Source organism: Aliterella sp. E5.1 (genome assembly GCF_057473825.1).
Genome location: NZ_JBYCCV010000013.1, coordinates 42,342 through 61,501, shown reverse-complemented (window position 1 = coordinate 61,501; position 19,160 = coordinate 42,342). Strand labels below are relative to the sequence as shown.

The 19,160-nt window shown below is 41.1% G+C and carries 17 protein-coding genes; 6 read left to right on the top strand and 11 right to left on the bottom strand.

Annotated features, from left to right (window positions below; all coding sequences use genetic code 11):
• Positions 1 to 34: 34 nt before the first annotated feature.
• Positions 35 to 337, top strand: a complete 303-nt coding sequence (locus AC2VE5_RS07380; RefSeq protein ID WP_486887123.1) for a hypothetical protein — start codon at positions 35 to 37, stop codon at positions 335 to 337.
• A gap of 72 nt (positions 338 to 409) precedes the next feature.
• The gene (locus tag AC2VE5_RS07375) at positions 410 to 733 is read left to right on the top strand and encodes a tetratricopeptide repeat protein (protein WP_486887122.1); all 324 of its coding nucleotides are present in this window, start codon (positions 410 to 412) and stop codon (positions 731 to 733) included.
• A 96-nt stretch (positions 734 to 829) separates the two neighbouring features.
• On the opposite strand, the gene rpoD is transcribed toward AC2VE5_RS07375, so the two are convergent.
• On the bottom strand, positions 830 to 1,987 hold the full coding sequence (gene rpoD / locus AC2VE5_RS07370) for an RNA polymerase sigma factor RpoD (RefSeq protein WP_486887121.1): 1,158 nt from the start codon (positions 1,985 to 1,987) through the stop codon (positions 830 to 832).
• Between the two features lie 868 nt (positions 1,988 to 2,855).
• Positions 2,856 to 3,536 (bottom strand): polysaccharide deacetylase family protein, encoded by a 681-nt coding sequence (locus tag AC2VE5_RS07365; protein ID WP_486887120.1) that lies wholly within the window; start codon positions 3,534 to 3,536, stop codon positions 2,856 to 2,858.
• Between the two features lie 55 nt (positions 3,537 to 3,591).
• On the opposite strand from AC2VE5_RS07365, the gene AC2VE5_RS07360 reads away from it, so the two are divergent.
• The gene (locus AC2VE5_RS07360; RefSeq protein WP_486887119.1) at positions 3,592 to 4,119 is read left to right on the top strand and encodes a hypothetical protein; all 528 of its coding nucleotides are present in this window, start codon (positions 3,592 to 3,594) and stop codon (positions 4,117 to 4,119) included.
• A gap of 13 nt (positions 4,120 to 4,132) precedes the next feature.
• Positions 4,133 to 5,029, top strand: coding sequence for an alpha/beta fold hydrolase (locus AC2VE5_RS07355; protein WP_486887118.1), 897 nt, complete (start codon positions 4,133 to 4,135; stop codon positions 5,027 to 5,029).
• A gap of 2 nt (positions 5,030 to 5,031) precedes the next feature.
• Here the strand turns inward: AC2VE5_RS07355 and AC2VE5_RS07350 are convergent, their stop codons facing one another.
• Entirely contained in the window at positions 5,032 to 5,568 is a 537-nt protein-coding gene (locus AC2VE5_RS07350; protein WP_486887117.1) for a DUF4330 domain-containing protein, read from the bottom strand.
• A 181-nt stretch (positions 5,569 to 5,749) separates the two neighbouring features.
• On the opposite strand from AC2VE5_RS07350, the gene AC2VE5_RS07345 reads away from it, so the two are divergent.
• Together AC2VE5_RS07345 and AC2VE5_RS07340 are read left to right on the top strand one after the other, a co-directional pair.
• The gene (locus AC2VE5_RS07345) at positions 5,750 to 6,586 is read left to right on the top strand and encodes a M48 family metallopeptidase (protein WP_486887116.1); all 837 of its coding nucleotides are present in this window, start codon (positions 5,750 to 5,752) and stop codon (positions 6,584 to 6,586) included.
• A gap of 161 nt (positions 6,587 to 6,747) precedes the next feature.
• Entirely contained in the window at positions 6,748 to 8,298 is a 1,551-nt protein-coding gene (locus tag AC2VE5_RS07340; protein WP_486887115.1) for an FAD-dependent monooxygenase family protein, read from the top strand.
• On the opposite strand, the gene AC2VE5_RS07335 is transcribed toward AC2VE5_RS07340, so the two are convergent.
• The 8 genes from AC2VE5_RS07335 to AC2VE5_RS07300 all read right to left on the bottom strand — a co-directional run bounded on the left by AC2VE5_RS07335 (position 8,279) and on the right by AC2VE5_RS07300 (position 19,125).
• Complete coding sequence (locus AC2VE5_RS07335) at positions 8,279 to 8,980, bottom strand: acyltransferase (RefSeq protein WP_486887114.1); 702 nt, start codon at positions 8,978 to 8,980, stop codon at positions 8,279 to 8,281. The genes AC2VE5_RS07340 and AC2VE5_RS07335 overlap by 20 nt on opposite strands.
• Before the next feature lie 735 nt (positions 8,981 to 9,715).
• Entirely contained in the window at positions 9,716 to 10,681 is a 966-nt protein-coding gene (locus AC2VE5_RS07330; RefSeq protein WP_486887113.1) for a glycosyltransferase family A protein, read from the bottom strand.
• A gap of 81 nt (positions 10,682 to 10,762) precedes the next feature.
• Positions 10,763 to 11,857 carry a glycosyltransferase gene (locus AC2VE5_RS07325; protein ID WP_486887112.1) on the bottom strand — a complete coding sequence of 365 codons (1,095 nt, stop codon included), beginning with the start codon at positions 11,855 to 11,857 and terminating at the stop codon, positions 10,763 to 10,765.
• A 408-nt stretch (positions 11,858 to 12,265) separates the two neighbouring features.
• Entirely contained in the window at positions 12,266 to 12,925 is a 660-nt protein-coding gene (locus tag AC2VE5_RS07320; protein ID WP_486887111.1) for a hypothetical protein, read from the bottom strand.
• Between the two features lie 238 nt (positions 12,926 to 13,163).
• Positions 13,164 to 14,459: an O-antigen ligase family protein gene (locus AC2VE5_RS07315; RefSeq protein WP_486887110.1), complete on the bottom strand. Its 1,296-nt coding sequence runs from the start codon at positions 14,457 to 14,459 to the stop codon at positions 13,164 to 13,166.
• Positions 14,456 to 15,367, bottom strand: coding sequence for a glycosyltransferase (locus AC2VE5_RS07310; protein WP_486887109.1), 912 nt, complete (start codon positions 15,365 to 15,367; stop codon positions 14,456 to 14,458). The genes AC2VE5_RS07315 and AC2VE5_RS07310 overlap by 4 nt, the downstream gene beginning before the upstream one ends.
• Positions 15,364 to 16,749, bottom strand: a complete 1,386-nt coding sequence (locus tag AC2VE5_RS07305) for an oligosaccharide flippase family protein (protein ID WP_486887108.1) — start codon at positions 16,747 to 16,749, stop codon at positions 15,364 to 15,366. The genes AC2VE5_RS07310 and AC2VE5_RS07305 overlap by 4 nt, the downstream gene beginning before the upstream one ends.
• Positions 16,750 to 16,944: 195 nt before the next feature.
• Entirely contained in the window at positions 16,945 to 19,125 is a 2,181-nt protein-coding gene (locus AC2VE5_RS07300) for a GumC family protein (protein WP_486887107.1), read from the bottom strand.
• Between the last annotated feature and the right edge of the window lie 35 nt (positions 19,126 to 19,160).

Genomic DNA, 19,160 nt, shown 5'->3' with positions numbered 1-19,160 from the left:
TTACTCTCACTTATCTGTATTTCCTTGTAGTTCAATGACCCTTTTAATCCTAAAGTTATTTATTTCAGTTGCAATACTGTACGGGACATATCTTTTCTACGGGCGTAAAGCTAAAATCAAGCATCGGTTCAAATCAAGAGCAAATCTGGCAGACCAAAGTAATAAACCGCAGGCTTCCAGAAATCTGCAAATAAAGCTTTTACGGCTATTAAATGGCGATCGCCATACTGCAAATCGACTAATTGCCCTAGCAAAAGCTAGAAACCCCGATAAATCTATTGATTGGTGGGTGGAAAAAGTAATTTTTGACTTGCAACGCGATCGCGGTAGCTATTAGTTTTTGCTTTGTAACCAAGTAGCTACATCGGTAACTGCTGAAAAATTTACCCAAATAATTTATTGAAAAGAAATGTCGAACTTAATAGCAGGTTTAGCTTCCTTTGAAGCTACAAATTATCCTAATGCCTTTGAATTATTGAAGCCAATTGCCGAGCGGGGAGACGCGGAAGCGCAATGCCTAATCGCAAATATGTATCACTTAGGACTTGGTTTAGAAAGGAATATTTTAGAGGCAGTTAAGTGGTACAAAAAATCAGCCGCCCAAGGCTATGGTGTAGCATCAAACAACTTATCAGGAATTTTCATGATGGGGGATGAAGATATAGGTATAGATCGTGCGGAAGCAGAGAAATGGTTTCAAAGGGCGAAAGAGCAAGGATTTTTACACGGTTAAGCGTTTCCCAGTTGTTGATTAAGTGCGCGTAAATCAAACAAAAAACGCTAATAGCAAGAGCTATCAGCGTTTTAGCAAGTCAAAAATTAGGCTAATTTAGCGGATATATTCTTTCAAAACGCTATTGCGATTTGGATGTCGTAATTTGCGTAAAGCTTTAGCTTCAATTTGACGGATGCGTTCGCGAGTAACGTTAAATATTTGTCCAATTTCTTCCAACGTCTTCATCCGACCGTCATCTAAGCCGTAACGCAAGCGCAATACATCGCGTTCGCGGGGGCTAAGACCATCTAAAACTTTTTCTAAGTCTTCGCGTAAAAGATTCTTAGAAACTTGATCTTCGGGAGTTTCGCCATCAGACTCAATAAAATCGCCCAGGCGAGAATCTTCTTCCTTGCCAATGGGCGTTTCTAGGGAAATTGGTAATTGGGCAGATTTAGCAATAAATCGTAGCTTCTCAATCGTCATTTCCATTCGGGTGGCAATTTCTTCTTCCGTTGGCTTGCGACCCATTTCCTGAGAAAGCAGCTTAGTTGTCTTCTTAATTCGGGAAATAGTTTCGTAAAGGTGGACGGGTAAACGAATTGTTCTTGATTGATCGGCGATCGCACGAGTGATTGCTTGACGAATCCACCATGTAGCGTAAGTCGAAAACTTGTAACCTTTCTCGTGGTCAAACTTTTCCGCCGCCCGGATTAGTCCTAAACTTCCTTCTTGAATCAAGTCTTGAAACGATAAACCTCGATTCATGTATTTTTTGGCAATAGAAACTACTAAGCGTAGATTCGACTGCACCATTTTATCTTTTGCTCGTCTCCCGACATGAAGCCGATAACGAAAGGAGTTGATTGGTAACTTAACAGCTTCTGCCCATTCAGTATCTTGAGGATCGCGATCTAGCTGTTCGCAAAGGCGCTCCCTCACTCGCTCCATTTCCAACAATTCAGCAATTTTCCGAGCTAGTTCAATTTCCTCATCCGCTCTTAGCAGCCGAATTCTACCGATTTCCTGCAAATACAGGCGAATTGAATCTTCTGTATAGTGCTTTTTCTTAGTTTGCGCCCGACGACGAGACTTGACAACTTTTGCAGATTTTGCTTCTTCCGGCTGAGATTCTATCAATTCATTTTGTTCGTCTAGGTCTAAAGGGTTAAATTCTTCTTCAATCAAAACTTCTAAAGTGCTTTCAGGCTGACTAATTGTTTTGATTTCAGGCTGATGAGTGGTTTCGAGTACGTTGTTAGCCTGGTTCATGCCGCGTTCCTCATGCTCCTTGATTCAACTATCAATCTATCGACATTTATTTCGTACTCTTACTAAGCGTGCTAATAGCTTATTTAATAAGAGTTTTAATTGCTTGTACCGTCAGTGGCAAAATCAAAAAGACCGAGTATAGATATTAAAAATTACCGATGCGATCGCCTTTGATATTTGCCTAAAACAAGACTGTATCCTTTTATAAAACCTAATGCTTAATAGTGGCTTCAAAAGCTGCTATTAATGCTTGGAGTTGCTAAGACCCCTCCGATTGTAGCCTGTTTCACAGAAATTGCCTGCATTTGATGTTTCGATCGTAAAATCTACAACACTCATTAGTTAAACTTGTTTTTTTTGGGAACAAGGTAATGCTTGGAGGCAGTCAAATTAGATGGCTCCGAATGTTTTAGCTGCTCCCATACTTGTTTAATATTTTAAACTTGCTTAACATAATTGCCATCAATTCCCGGTTTTTGGGTGGAATAGTTAGCATTTATTACTTGCTCAGGCATGGAGGTTTTCAAATATTGCTTTTGACGTTCTCTACATTAATTTACTTTAGAATAATTTGCCAATATGGAAAAAACGCTCAAATTAGTAGTGTAAATTACCTCAAATTGAAAGTCAGAGGTTTCACACTGGCTATTTAACGCTAATTCCAAATTAACCTAAACTTAAACCTGACTGTCTTTGTTTAAGTTAACTGACGCTTGCTCAAATTTCAACCTCAGAGAACTTGACAAATTGCTGAAGTTCTCTCGCTATTGTAGTGAATAAATATCTGGGATTACAGCTAGAAGAGCTAAAACTTGCAATTTTAGATACAAAAAGCAACAAAGTCCAAGTTTAAATAGCCGCTAGATCCTTAGCGATGGTTTGCTCGCGAATGCCAAAAAGCATCAATATCAACAAATTTGTAGCCGCGTCTTAGGAGTTCAGGAATTAAAATTTGGGTAGTTTCTGCTACATCAGAGCCGCCACAAGCACCATCGTGCAGAACAATAATTGAGCCGTTTTGAACTTGTTCTAGCACTCGCTGCACGACAATTTTGATACCCGGTCTTACCCAGTCTTCAGGAACCACACTCCACATTACCGAACGATACTGCCATTGATTTAATAATTCCAAGGTTTGGGGAGTAAAGAAACCATTGGGAGGGCGAACATCGCGCACAATCGTTGGATTTATACCGCAAGCAGTGGAAATCGCATCTTGGGTTGATGCTAAGCTTTGTTGCAATTCTGCGGCTGTTAAAAGTGGAAAAGAGCGATGATCGTAGCCATGCAATCCCAGCCAGTGTCCGTGATCGCATACAGATTTAGCAACGGTGGGGGAACGCTGGACGCAAGCACCCAGCCAAAAAAAACTAGCAGGGATGGCGTAGTAATCTAGAACTTTGAGCAGTTGGGGAGTATAGACTGGATGAGGACCATCATCAAAAGTTAAAGCGATTTCTTTGGGATGAGACTTGCCCGACCAAAGACAGTGAGGAAAAGTAGGTTGTAAAAGGCGGTAGAGAACCGGAAAAAATGGAGCCAGTTGCATTTTAATATTTTTACAGGCGGAAATTAACTGCAAGTCCAACTTTAGCAATTATTAAATGAATCGCGCGATCGCCAAAAGTGGAAAAGTAATATTTTTGTGGAGTTGGTTAGGTACAATTTTTCTTGCTAGCTGCTCTACCGTAACTACTACGGAATACGAAGCAACAGCGCGGACTACTTACACTTGGCAGGTTGAATATGCAGTCAATCCCGGTAGCGATAATTTAACTCGCTTGGAAACTTTTGCTTCCACGTCTTTACTCAATCGCAATGGCATCAAGCCTCAAGATGCGGTCACAGGTCCCGATGACAAAGGATTGTGGTGGGCGGCTTTACCGCCAAGACCAACCGTAGACGAAATTGAGCAACGGCAAAAATTTTCTCAAAAGCCTGGTAGTCCTCAACTAATTAAGTCTGTAGATTATCGTTTAAGTTATAGTGCTGGAAACCAGCAGCAAACTTTGCCCGCAAACTATCAAGTTTATCGCCAAGTAGTTAAAGCCTATCCCCAAAAAGCACCTTTACAATTAACTTTAGGTGTAAATAATAACACCGTTGAAAAAGCCCAATTAAGTTATAAGTAATTAGAGGCAATTTATGTTTCAGCCCCTTGGATTTGAGCCAAATTCTGTTCTAACTTCCTTGGGCAGAATGGTATACTACACAAATAGCGGAGTCCCTTGGAGCGGAGGGAAGCAAGAAGAAACCTTAGTGTTTTTGCACGGCTTTGGTGGTGGTTCTTCTGCCTACGAATGGTCTAAAGTTTATCCAGCTTTTGAGTGCGACTATAAAATTATCGCCCCGGATTTGATTGGTTGGGGTAAATCGGAACATCCCGAACGAAATTATCAAATTGAAGACTATCTAAATACGATTGGCGAATTTTTGGCACAGGTTTCTAGCATTCCTGTAACGGTAATTGCTTCATCATTAACCGCCGCCTTTGTAATTAGACTTGCGATCGCGCGTCCTGAATTATTTAAGTCGCTAATTCTCACGACTCCGGCGGGACTTTCAGACTTTGGCGCTAATTATTCGCGGAGTTTCTTTGCCCAATTAATTAGTACGCCAATTCTCGACCGCGTACTTTATAGCGCGGGTGTAGCAACCAGTAACGGCATCCGTAGCTTTTTAGAACAACGGCAATTTGCCCGTCCTGACCGAATTTATGAAGAAATTGTCGAGGCTTACCTAGAATCGGCAAAACAACCCAATGGGGAATACGCAGCGCTTTCTTTCGTACGCGGCGACTTGTGTTTCGATTTATCTACTTATATTCCGCAGCTAAATACTCCCACAGCAATTATTTGGGGACAAAAATCTCAATTTACAGGTCCCCAAATCGGTCAGCGTTTTGCTGCCATAAACCCCCAAGCAATTAAGGTTTTTCAGCAACTAGAAGATGTAGGATTGACCCCTCAACTAGAATTACCTGCCGTCACTATTGGCTTAATCCGCCGATTTTTACCATTACTAGCAGAGGCTAGTTATTGAACTTATTTGCTATCGATAACCCGGACATCAATAACTGTGGCATTGAAGTTGTAGTTAAAGCCTTCAAGTTCGATGGGGTTGCCAATTTTAAGTTTGCTATTACCTACTACTGGTCCATCTGGTCTAATAGTTGCTTTGCCTTTCAAAGTCAAAAGCATATCGGTACTAAATTGATTTGGACGGGGATCTGTGAACTCTTTTAAAGAACCATCCGGTTGAGGCACTAATATAGTTCTAGGTAACTGCTGGACAGATTTAATGTCAAGGCTGCCGTGGGGTTGATTGCGGATGACAATGTTAGTTTTGCCGCCTTTAGTAAATCCATTGGTAAATAATTGTTGTGGATCTTTGATGTTCAACCCGCGCACAACTAAATCGACTTCAACGGGTTTGGTGGCTTCGTTGACTTGAGCAACAGAACCAGAAGTGCCAGGATACAAAAAGATGCCGACTAAAACTAGCACAATTACTAAAACCGCACCCAAATCAAGCAAATTTATTTTGCCGAATAAACGACCTTGAGAATCCAAAATAGCCATGTAAATTTTTTAAGGTAACAGCAACGACAATTTAATCTGGTGTCAGCTTATCATAGCTGTGGTTAGGGGAAAAACCTCGGTTGCAGGTGGATTTTTTCATAAAAAATCTTTATCAATTGCAACAATTGCCTAGGCTGACCGTCTAATTATAGATATATCCTCACCTAACAATTATTGTTGTATGCTGAAGCTTTTTTCTTTATCTAGTCGTTCGCGGCGTTGGTTATATCCAGTGTTATCGATATTTGTAGCACTTGGTATCACCCTAACTTCGATGCCATCTCAAGCAATTTCTGTATTCGATCTGCTCCGCCAAGGAGTGCAGGTAATTCAGTTATCAAATATTTCCCAGCGCCAAGAAGTGGAAATTGGTAAGCAAATTGACCAACAGTTAAAGCGTGAGATTCGGATGTATCGCAATAGAGACATTAACGCCTATGTACAGCAAATTGGCAGACAACTAGCCGCCGCAAGCGATCGCCCTAATCTACCTTATACTTTCCAAGTAGTGGACGATAAAGGTGTTAATGCCTTTGCTACGGCTGGAGGTTTCGTTTATGTCAATACTGGCTTACTAAGACTAGCCGACAATGAAGCGGAGCTTGCTAGTGTGATGGCGCATGAAATTGGACATATTACAGCCAAGCATTTAGTTGAGCAAATGCGGGAAAGCGCCTTGGCTCAAGGTGTTTCCCAAACGGCGGGCTTAGATCGCAACGCCGCCGTGCAAATTGGTGTAGATTTGGCGTTACGTCGCCCCAATAGTCGTAAAGATGAGTTGGAAGCAGATCAAATCGGACTGCGGAATCTAAGACGTGCGGGCTATGCTGAATCTGCGATGGTTTCGTTTATGAAAAAGCTGCTCCGCTCTAGTTCTACTCCTACTTTTTTAAGCACTCACCCAGCAACACGCGATCGCGTTGCAGCACTTGAACGCGCGATCGATCCCCAAAGGGCAAATGTCGGTAATGGTCTAGATAACAATGCTTACAGATCCCAAATTCGACCTCTAAGCTAAAGCAACTTAAGAGTACAAGCTTATCTAGCTTGTACTCTTAAATGCAGGGTTATTTTAAAGATGTGTAGCTAAATTACTAGATAGTCCCGATGGGATTTTTTAACTTGACGATGAGTAGTCTTACCGTCGTTATATTTAAATAAATCCCTCGCACTTTGATAATGAATTTAACAGCAGAAGCTCTGAAAAAATTTCCAGGCGATGTTTTAAGTGGACTAAGGAAAAGCGATTGCTTATTAGCTTCCCTAAGAGAAAATACTGCGCCCATTCCCCAAGTAGTAACTCAAAGTAATGAACCCTTGGAAACTGTGGAGTGGGATGTACTGATCTGCGGTGGAACTTTAGGAATTTTGATTGGTTGTGCGTTAGTAAAGCGAGGCTGGCGAGTAGCTTTGCTAGAACGAGGGATTCTGCGCGGTAGAGAGCAAGAATGGAATATATCGCGCTCGGAATTAGAAGTATTTGTAGAATTGGATTTGTTAAGCAAGCAAGAACTAGAAAAGGCGATCGCAACTCAGTACAACCCTGCCCGCGTCAGCTTTTTTGGCGGTTCAGAAGTCTGGGTAAATGACGTTCTCAATATTGGCGTAGATCCAATTTACCTATTAGAAACAGTAAAAAACAAATTTCTGGCGGCAGGTGGCAAGTTATTTGAAAATACGCCTTTCGAGCGTGCCGTGGTTCATCCTAATGGCGTTTTAGTATCCAACGCCTTTAGCAGCCGCTTACTAATAGACGCAATGGGTAATTTTTCACCTATAGTTGGGCAAGCAAGACAAGGAAAAAAACCTGATGGTGTCTGCTTAGTAGTAGGTAGTTGCGCTCAAGGCTTCCCCCAAAATAATACGGGCGACTTGTTAGCATCGTTTATGCCTTTACTTAATAACTGCCAATACTTCTGGGAGGCTTTTCCGGCGCGTGATGGGAGAACTACTTATCTATTTACTTATATGGATGCGGACGCGCAACATATTGGAGTGGAAACATTGTTTGCCGAATATCTGCGTTTATTACCAGAGTATCAAGGCGTAGAATTAAATCAATTGCAACAGCTTAGGGCGCTATTTGGGTTTTTTCCGGCTTACAATCAGCAGCTATATTTTCCTTGGGGGCGAGTGCTGCCCGTTGGCGATAGTAGCGGCAACCAATCGCCCTTAAGTTTTGGCGGTTTTGGCTCTATGGTGCGTCACCTCAAGCGTTTAACTTTAGGCATCCACGAAGCTTTGGCTACCGAGCAGTTGTCAGCGTCAGCCTTAAAACTATTACAACCTTATCAGCCTAACTTGAGCGTAACTTGGCTGTTTCAAAAGGCAATGAGAGTAAAAATAGGTCAAAACATTGACCCAAATCAAATCAATAATTTACTTTCTGGCGTATTTACCCAAATGCAGCAACTAGGCGAACCCGTATTGAAGCCATTTTTGCAAGATGTGGTGCAATTTGCTGGTTTGACGCAAACGCTATTTAAAACTGCCTTTAGTCATCCATTATTAATTGCTCAAGTAATTCCCCAAGTCGGTATAGTCAGCTTAGTTGATTGGACTTGGCACTACATCAACTTGGGACTTTTTACAGTTTTATTTAAGCTGGGTGTAAGGTGGCATCGTTGGATAAAATACTTGCCCCCCGTTGGACAATATTACTATCATCGGACTTTAGATAAATGGCAGTATGGTTCGGGATGCGATCTTGCTAATTCCTCGTCCAGTTAACTAATTTACTCTCTGCTGGTTGACGGCTGCGGACTACTTTGGCTGGTACGCCGACAGCAATAGAATAAGGAGGAAGATCTTTAGTTACTACCGCTCCTGCTCCAATTACACTACCTTCACCAATAGTTACGCCATCTAATACTTTCACTCCATAACCCAGCCAACAATTATCTCCGATTGCTACACCTTGGCTCGTTAGTCCTTGTTTGCGAATTATCTCCGTAGGATCTGAAAAAATATGATTATTTGCAATAATGCCTGCATGAGCCGCAATCAAACAGTGCTTACCAACTTTGACATTGCCTGGACCTCCTATACAGGTGTAAGGTCCAATGTGGGTATGCTCGTCAATTTCAATACAACAGCCATCACCCGCAGAATCAATTAGCACTCCTTTGTCGAGCTTAACACTAGCTCCAATTATTACTGTACTACTGACACCTCTGATGATTATGCTTGCGCCGCGAGCCATAAAAGATTGGCTACCAACTTCAATATTGTTAGCTCCTCTAAATTCAGCGCCATCTTGAATGTAAACTGAAGATCCCATCTTTTTTAAAAGTAGACGGTAAGCAAAACTTCGGATCGAGACTCCACCAGCGATTGCTGGAATCCAATCTACACAAGTAGTAACTAAAAGCTCTTTTGCACGGGTCAACTTAGTAGTGTTAGTGAAGATCATAGTTTTATAGCTCTAATCACGCAATTAATGATTTTAGTTGCTCAATACTGATGTAGTAAGCTAATTCTTTAGTAGTTAACGGCAAAATTAAGGCTAATATTTTTGAATCGATGGTAAATGAGATCGCCCCAAAAATTCAACTTTTAAGTTGAGCAATAATCTTTTTTAATTTTCGGCAAAACTTAGCATTGGCGATCGCAGCCAACTATATCTAAAACATTAACAGTGCAATTTCTATAAGGTAATTGCCTTACTAAAAATGCCTGTTTTTGCTCTGACTTGAGGGCAATAATGCCCAAATAGCTTAATTTTTCTACCTATCCCACCTATTCTAGGGGGGACAATCTCCAACATCTGACATGATATTAAACTCCACCATCGGGGCAAATAGACATCTGCTTCCCCGGCTACCGTGGCGGCTTTCTTGTATCCAGTTTCTATAGTTTATTTCTGTAGTCACGATAGAAAAAGCTGGTCTGAAGACCGTTTAGTTTGCATTCTTAATTTAAGACTAACAATTTGTTTGGATGGTTTTATAAAGCTAAGATAAAGATAGTCGGAGAACATATAAAGAAATCATAAAAACAAGTTTAGACAAAAATAGCAAAACTTGAAGTTTTTTGCGTTTGCGCAGGGCAGAATCAAGCCTTGGCTGCCAAAAAATAACTAATTGACTAAGTGGATGAAAGATGTTTTCGTAACGACTATTAACTTTTAATTATTGTTGGATAGCATTTAACGATTTTTTATTTTATCCCTGAGCCAAACTAAATATCCAACAGGTAATGTTATTAACCACAACAGTTTGCCTTGCCACGAATTAAGCTGCTTTAACTGCTGAAAAATGTGTATTTTTAAATGAAAACACGAGCGGCTATAGTTAATAGCAGGAATAATAAAAGCTTGGGGATAAAACTGGAAATAATCTATATCTACTTCTAAAATACTTTTAGACATTAGATATAAACCCAAAGAATTTTTATTAGCTAAACTAGATTTAGTCAGTTGCGGTTCTCCGCTATTGGGGTAATAAATTCGCAGACATTCATTAACATATCTAGCTTTGTATTTTTTTGTTAAACTAGACCAAACAACATTTTCAGGAATATGTGTGATTGCATCAACTGATGGTTCTGGAAAAGGAAATTCTTGCATCACCCTGGTACGTTGAAAGCCCCATTTTTCTCCAGTTACTTTGTAGCGATAACGAATTTCTGAGTAATTAGAATCCATAGAATCGAAAGGATAGGGGCTACCTATAGTATTTCCCTGCGGATCTTGACATAGACAATCTATTCCTGAAAATTGATTCTGTTCTTGTTCAGGAAGACTATCCCAATGATATTTAAAGCGTGCTAGGGCTTCAGCAATACAAGCATCATCAGAATCTAAACAGATTAGAAATTTACCTCTAGCTTCTTTAGCAGCCAAGTTATAGGCAGTATGTTTGCCACGATTATTTTGATAAATATAGCGGATAGCAAACTTAGCTTGTGCTTGCCATTGCTTAACTAAATCGCTAGTGTTGTCAGTCGAACCATCATCGACAATTAGCCATTCAAAGTCTTGATATGTTTGAACTGCTAGACTATTGCAGACGCGAGGTAGCGTCTTTTCTCGATTATAAGTAGGAGTAAAAACTGTAAATGTGTACTGATAGTTTTCTTGCAGGATTGCTGGCGTAACACCTTGTTCTACCATAATTTTTTAGCGATTATTTTCCTGAAGATTAATTAGGCATCTTTAGATTAAATTATCCACTGAAATTATGGAAACGAGCGTTTAATTAAGCTGCAATATTTGCTGATACTGACTTAAAGCTTTGGCTAAGGAATACTCAGATGCTCTTTGTTGTAATGCCTCAGAGTCAGGTGTGGTTGCTAATGTTTCGATAACCGCTTGACTGAGTTGTTGAATATTGCCTATCGCTACTAATTTGCCATATTGTCCGTTCGCTAATATTTCCGCAGGTCCGCTTTCACAATCAGTAGCCACTACTGGAGTTCCTACAGCTATTGCTTCTATCAGGACTGTCGGCAATCCTTCAAACAAAGATGACAGCACAAATACTGCTGCACGGGACATATAAGCATAGGGGTTGGCGACAAAACCTGGCAAGCTTACGTCTGCTGTGAGGTTTAGTTCCTGCACTAAAGATTCTAAATGCGATCGCTCATTTCCTTCACCCAAAATTATCAGTCTAGCAGGATGATGTTGCCGCACTTGAGCAAAAGCCCGGATCAATGTCGGGAAATCTTTTTGCTTTTCTAACCGTCCTACACCTAAAATTACTGGCGGCTGCCCTGGAGCAAACCACGGATGTTCTAGCAAGGCTTGAGCTTGCAAAAAAAGCTCCGGTGTAACGACTGGATTATGAATAACTTGAATGCGATCGCTTGCTACGCCAATGCGAAAAAGATCTTCAGCTACTCCTTGAGATACTGTAACAACTGCATCAGCCCACGGAAAGAACCACCGCACTAACTGCGGCATCAACCTTGTTTTCAGTTGGGTAGCATTTTTAGCGTCTTGAGAAATTGTGTTTTGCACATTTACAACTATCCGGATCTCTTTACCACTCAAACGCCTAGCCCAAAGGGCAGCAATATTAGTATCGTCTAGAGTAGAGAGGAAAGCTTGAGGTTGCTCCTGACGTAAATAACGTCGCAAGGCATTCAAACTAAATAATAGCCGCCGTCCCCCCAAATCGATCGTGCGTACCTCTGGTGGTAATTGAGATAAGTATGGTCCTTCTACTCTCAGCAAAACTAAATCTACATCTATGCCTAGCCGAGAAAAGCCACAAGCTAAGTTGAGCATTGCTTTTTCTGCCCCACCACCATAAAGACTGTGGCAGAAAATTGCTAAACGCGGCATCTCTAATCCTCCATATATTAATAGTCGAGCGAACAAAGCTTGAAGTATTGCTAATTTAGCAAAATAGAGTTGCTTAAATTGCCAAAAATCTATCTTATAGATTCATAAATCAGCAAGAGGATTTGGGTTATTAGAGTTCCAAAAGAGCTGATAAAGGGGCAAGAGTCTTTGAGTTCAGGTGAAAAAGGCTTTCTACCTCAAACATGAAGAATCCTTGCCCATATTGTTGCATACGCTACGACGAAAGAGAGAGCAGCCTAAAAGTATCAACCTGATGCGGAAAGGGTAAATTCAAGGTGTTGCTTAAGGCATGACTACTAGCTGTGCAACTTAGTCCTCAAATTTTTAACGCAGCTCAGATAAATTTAGGACAATAATAGTGCTGACAATATTTTTGAACTCAATTTTTTATTCTGGCGCGTTTAAGCGGATAATCTGCCAGTTATCGTTGTTTAACGCATACCAGTTGCCAATCCCAATTTCTCGGTTGTTCACATTTACACCAGCCCACTGAGCAGTAGCTGTTTTCCACCAATCACCACCGACACTTGCGATCGTATTATTACTGCCTCTAACTACAGCAGAAACAGAGCAGTTTTTCGTCCCTTGAGAGACTTCGCCCCGTTTTGCTACCCACCAATGTAAAATTCGATTAGGCAACACATCAATAATTACGGCTCCATCTGAAGCATAGGAAATAGTAGCTCTTTCGTGAGAATCATTGTTGCCAAACCAAGGATTTGTCGAATAATAACCAGCGCCAATGGTTTCTACACCTGAAACTACTGTTTGCTTACCACTTTTGCCAGGAACATCACACAGGAGGTTAACTGAGGAGATTTCGATTCTGCCGCTCCCAGAGGTAGTGATAGCAGCTCCTAGAGGAAGTGCCGCATTCCAGCCTTCGGGTATTTGTTTAGTATCATGTCTTTCTTTGTGAAACCATTCGGGGACAACTTTGGGAATTTCCTCAGCAGACATAACCTTACCCTCCGTCTGAGCAACAACAGACTTGGCGGCAAGTAGAGTTGCGATGGATGCTAGGGAAAGTGAGATGCACTTATTCATTTATATTTTTTTGCCCTTGTCAAGTTAACTACTAGCTTGCCACAGCCCAAAGGTTACTATTACAAAGCTTCAAGCTTCTTGCGGCAAGCTAGTAGTGAATAGTATCAGATAAAGAACCAAAGAGCTACATCAATATTTTTCTAAGATTATGTAGTGAAAGTTTTTTTGCACAAAAAGCAACGCTGTTTTGGCGATCGCGCTATTAAAATCTAAGCTGTCGTCAATTGATTAAGCTTTTTCAAAATTGATTAGTTCCACTTAATTTAGCAGTCAAAGTTTGTTCTTTAATGAGCTGAATTGGCTGAACCAATATTGAAGTAGTAATTGCTGTATATAAAAGCCAAAAAATATTGTTTGGTGGAAAAATAAGTGTACTTTCCGTTATGTTGTACAAGAACAAAAAAGTCAAATACACGATTGGCAAAAGCCCCTCTGTACTTCGATTTAAGCGCAGCCAAGCGATCGCCCGCCAGCAGCTTTTAAAAAAACTAAGAAAAAAGAACAGCATTCCAACTAAGCCTAAATCGAGTGCTAAATCTAAAAAACCATTGTGAGCATTAGGAGCCAAAAAATAAGTTTCATACCAAATATCGGCAGAGTCTCCTTCCAAACCACGCCAGAATCCTAAATAACCATATCCTAGCCACGGATGCTCGCTAATCTTATTAATTACAATCGCCCAAATACCTGTGCGACCTGTTAAGGTAACATCCCGCCCTAAAGCACTCAAAATTGTCTCTAAATTACCAACAAACAATATAGTTATAATTCCAGATACGAATAACAAAATGGTAAAAAAAGCTAAAACGAAACTATAGTTCAATCTCAAAGCCCTATACAGTGGCAAGAGGATAATCAGCAGCAAGAAAACGACTAGAGCAGTTTTTGAAGTTGAAAGTATCAGCAAAATAACGGAAAGGCAAAAACCAGCCCACATTAAATAGCGGTAAAGGTGAGTATCAAAGGCAAGAAACAAAAAATTTAATGCACTTAGAACCATTAGCCTGCCTAAGACATTTTTTTGGGGATAGATGCCTCGCAAAGCCCCTTGATGAACGCCCTTTTCGATAGCGAAGGCTGGAAATGCTAGAGAGTAAAGGATGTTAAGTACAATTGCCAGCCCGAATGCTAGAGCCAGCAAGCGCATTTGTTCTTTTAAAGAATAACGTGCAGACAAATAAACCCCAAAGCAAGTTGTACCCAGAAAAATTAGGCTCCGGCGCGAGGTCAATTCTGGCACTGTAGTCCACAAGACTGAGGCAATGACAAGTCCGGCGACAGCCCACAAAAACTTTCTTTTGCTAGCAACGTAGAGAAATTTTTGCCATCGAGTACAAATTAGTAGGAAGGTGATTGCTAGTACTCCTAACTGGAGTAGGAGTAGAATAGAACTGCTCGCTTGCATGGCATCTGTCTCCGCTTGGGGATTGGCATCATTGGCTGCGGGCCCGCCCAAAAAGTTGAGGGAAGCAGTGAAATACAGTAGAGTAATGACAACAAAACTTTTTTCAACCAAGCGGATTAAATTTTTCATATTTTTAAACTGTAGTAAAGCACCCTGGTTCCAATATTGAGTCTCTCTAGGGGTAGCACTGCTGCCCAATATTTTTTGACAACGGCTTGAGAGCTAGTCTCTATACCTCCTGTCCGCCAATAATTGGCGATTCCAGAGGCAAACAGCTTGTCTGTAAACTTAGCCAATGAGGGAAAATTAACGCGCAGCCAATAAGCAGTAAGAACGTTAATTCTAGCTACTAATCTTTGCTTGTCAGTTTTAAGGGTATAAGCGTTATGATTGTGTACTCGCTGGAGCGATAAGTCTTTGGCTAAGGCAACACCTTTGCCTAATGAGATCGCACTAAATTGTAAATAGCTATCGTTAAGGGCGATCGCTTCCGCCTCTGGCATTGGTAAAATCTGCCTGAGCAGAAATCGCCTAAAACACAAGCCAGATGTCCCAGGTATCGGGAAGGGTAGTTTACTTCCTCGCAACCCACCTTTTTGCATATCCTGCCGCAAATCGCACTCCAACACTGAGCCAGAATAATTAATAGTATCAAGCGGTTGAGTATCAGCATCTACTAACTTGAGGGGGTGGAAACACCAGCTACTCTCGCTTGCTGACAAAACTTGGACAACTTCAGCTACTTTTTGCGGTAAAAATATATCGTCAGCGTCTAGAAAGCAAACAATCTCTCCTGAACTTGCGGCAAACCCAGCATTAAAGGCTGAGGCTTGTCCGCCATTTTCTTTAAACACAGGCAAGACTCGCGTCTTGTAACTAGCAATAATTGTTCTTGAGTTATCTGTAGAACCATCATCAACCACAATTACTTCAATGCGATCATAGGTTTGATTCAAAGCGCTCTCAATTGCCGCACCCACAAAATGCCCGTAGTTATAGTTATTGATAATAATACTGACTAGAACTGAGGCATTCATACCTTAACACCTGCCCTAATTGTCGTAATGTAATCGCCTAACCTTTGGCGTGTCTGCGGTAGCAAGAATACAACAACTAAGCCGATTGCCGTCCACCATCCCAACTGATGAGCAAATAAAGTAATCGCAAAGGCACCCCACCACAGCCCGACTAACCAATAATCAGGACTCTTAATTTCTCGTACTAGGTATGTGTGTAGCGAGATATAGCTAGCAATAGTGGCTATCTCAGCCCAGCCATATCCTACTAAGCCTAGCCTGGGGACTAATACAAATGCTGCTCCAGCAAATAGAGCGATGTATAACAAGTGATAGACAGTAACTTCCCAGTTGCGGGCTAATACATAAAGGGCTGCCGAGTGCATACTAAAAACAGAATTACTCAGCGAACTCAAAGCAATAAAAGGGTAAACTGCCATCGCTGAACGCCATTCAGAACCAAACAATAAAGGAATAAGCCAAGGTCCCACCCAAGCAACTATGACTAGCAACGGACCCAATGCCAAGACTTGCAGACCCATACCTTCCGTCACAGCTTTCCGTAAGCGCTGGCGATCGCCCTGTAGTTGCGCTAAAGCAGCAATGGAGATCCGAAAGGTGACTGTTTTAGCAAAACTTAATGTTTCGACCATCCGATTGGCTAAAGCGACAAAGCCTACAGCTTCAACTCCTGCGTAGCGACCGACTATTAAGGGATTAACTAAGGTACGTAGTTGCCAGCCCCACGATGAGGCAGATAAGCTAACACTATAAACGAACATGGGTTTGACTAAATCCCACTGCCAATAAAGTTGCGGTCGATACTTCGACCGCCAATAAAGTAGTCCTGTGGTTTGAACTTGCTGAAACCACCAGCCAGCCACTGGGGACCAAGCGCCGTATCCCTGAAAAGCTAGGGGTAAAGCAACAGCAAAGTATGCTATCTGACCTGCTAATTCAATTGAAGCAACCTGCTTGTAGTCTAGGTGGCGCTCTAACCTTGCTAGCGGAACTTGCTGTAATAAAACTATTGGCAACCCTAAAAATAAAACTTGCGCTATGGAACCAACCCCTTTAATTTTCAGCCATCCTTCTATTAAAGGATGTCCTAAAAGACCTAACGACATTGCGCCTATTCCTAATAGCAGTAGGAGAGTAAAAGCTTGGTGATATACTTTTAATTCTTCTTCCCCTTCTCTGCGTACAAGATAAGTACCAACTCCTAGCTGACTGAGATTTTGGAAGTAGTAAAAAATTCCGTAGGCTGTTGTATAAAGACCGTAACCCTCTGGTTTAATTGCTTTAGTTAGGAGTAAAACACCACCTAAACTAACAGCCATACCTATGCCTTCACGTACCACCAAGTAAAAACCGCCACGCAATACTTTAGATCTTAAACTCATATTAATTTCCTAAAGTAGCAAGTATTCTCCAGCAAATTTTCATCTCCTCAAAACTGAAAGTATACTTATACGGGCGATCACACAATAACTATAAATAATGAATAATTACATCAACTATTTGCCAGTCTACTTCCTCCAACATTTGTGTCTTCACAACAATTTTTGCTCGACTAGCTTAGTAGCTTGGACTATTTTTTAGAAAATTTTGCTTTTTGTCTTATTTTGATACCCAATATAGTCGCGTTCTATAGCTGACCCATTAATAACCATCCCTAAAACATTTTGCTTTGAGCGCTGGAGCAACTCTTTAGCATTTATTGCACTATCAAAATCTACAACTCCAGGTCTAACTACTAGCAAAATGCCATCTGTAATTTTGCCTAATGTTAGGGCATCAGGTTCAAAATTTAGCGGAGGAGCATCAATAATCACAAAATCATACTCTTTAGAGAAAGACTGAATTAACGATGTCATTTGCTCAGAACTGAGCAATACTAAGGGATTGCTTGGATTCATACCAGCAGCGAGTACATCTAAATTGGGCGACACTCTTTCTACTGCTACATGATAAGTTTCCTTGCTCTCAACCATATCGATGAGAATATCGCTTAGACCTAAAGTATCTCGTAAATTCCAGATGCGCTGCTGCGATGGAGAATGTAAATCTGCATCTACTAGCAGAACTTTGTGTCCTAGTTGCGCTACAGTTAAAGCCAAATTTGCTGAAACTGTAGATTTACCCTCTTTAGGTACTGAGCTTGTGACTACAAACATTTTTACCTCTCTATTTGAGAAGATAAAACTCAAGCTAGTTTGAAGCATTCGGTAGGTCGCACTTACAGGCGAATGAGGAGCGTATTTTACAGGTAAATCCAAGTTCGCTAATTCTTCTTGGGTTTTACTAAACTGTAAAATTGATTTGTCTATATAGGGAATATTTCCTAAACACATATAGCCAAATACTTTGTTTGCTTGCTTAGTAGTCTTAATCGATGGGTCTCTAATTTCTAAAATAGTTATCGTAATTATTGCGAGTAATCCAGCCAGAAGTAAACCTAGTAATAAAATCATTACTTTACTATTTGAAGGTTTATCAGGCAGAACAGCAAATTCAATAATTCGAGCGTTACCAATATTTTGTTGCTCGGCAACCTGTACCTCTTGCAACTTTTTTAATAACGTTTCGTAGGTTGATTGAGACGCTTCTAATTTTCGCACTAATTCCCGTTGCTCTTGTTCTAATCTAGGCAAAGTATTAGCTTGTTGCTGAGTAGTGGCTCGCGTTTGAGATAATAATTTTAAACGACTAGATAAGGTTTGGCGGTCTACCTGGGCGGTCACAAAATCTTGAATTAGTCTTTGCTCCAAATCGCCCAACCTTAATCTACTATTTGGCAATTGCCGATTGCTGCCAAACTGTTGCGCTACATTTTGTCGGAGCGCAGCCCTGAGCACTGCTTGCCTGCTTCTTAAATCGATGATTTGAGGAGCTTGTTCTTTGTAGCGAGTGCGTTCGAGACGTAGCTGACTCTCAGTTTGTTGTAGTTGCTGGAGTAATTGCTGGACTCCTGGCGACTGACTAAGGGCGCTCAAGGCGATCGCTTCTTGGGAATTGATCCCAATTTTTTTTTGAATTTCTGTAGCGCGGGTAGTAGCGGTATCTAGGTCAGTCCTGACATTGGTAATTTGGTTGTTTAAATTTGCAATACTCGCTAGTGCTGCTTTTTGCTCTTCTACTAAATCTGTAACGTTATTTTGTTCTCTAAACCTCCGTAAAGCTAGCTCTGCTTGCTGGACTGCGGCTTCGGATTTTGGTAGCTGGGCGTTGATAAATTTGCGGGCGGCGCTTGCCTGTGTTTGATCGTTAGAAATATTGTTGTATAGATATATATCCATTAATGTATTGACTACTAGCGAGGCTTCCTTGGGATTGCTACTTTCATAAGCAACTTGCAATACATTTGTCCCAGTGATATTGGTAACTTTAATATTTTGTTTTAAGGCTTCTGAAGTTAGCGGCTTGCCTTGATCGTCTTTCAACTCTAAAGACTCTATAGCCCTATTAATTAGCGGATTAGATAGCATAACCTCTGCCTCTGTTTTTAGGGGGTTAGTTTGGAGGTTTGTTTGATTGGCGTTTGGTCTTTCCAACTCCAAGCCAGTTGAGGAGAAAAACGTTGGGCGATTGGAGTCGATCAAGATTTTTCCTTCAGCAGTATAAACAGGTTTGCGTAAGCCGATGCCGACCAATACAACTGCAAATGTAGTTCCGAAAACAATAGCTCCTGGCAGCCAGCGTCTTTTTATTAGCAGCCAGTAGTGCTGAAAGTCTAATTCTAAGGCATCTAGAGATACGGTGTTTTCTGGGCGTTCCATGTAAATAATTGAGCCTATACAATGGACGATGATGA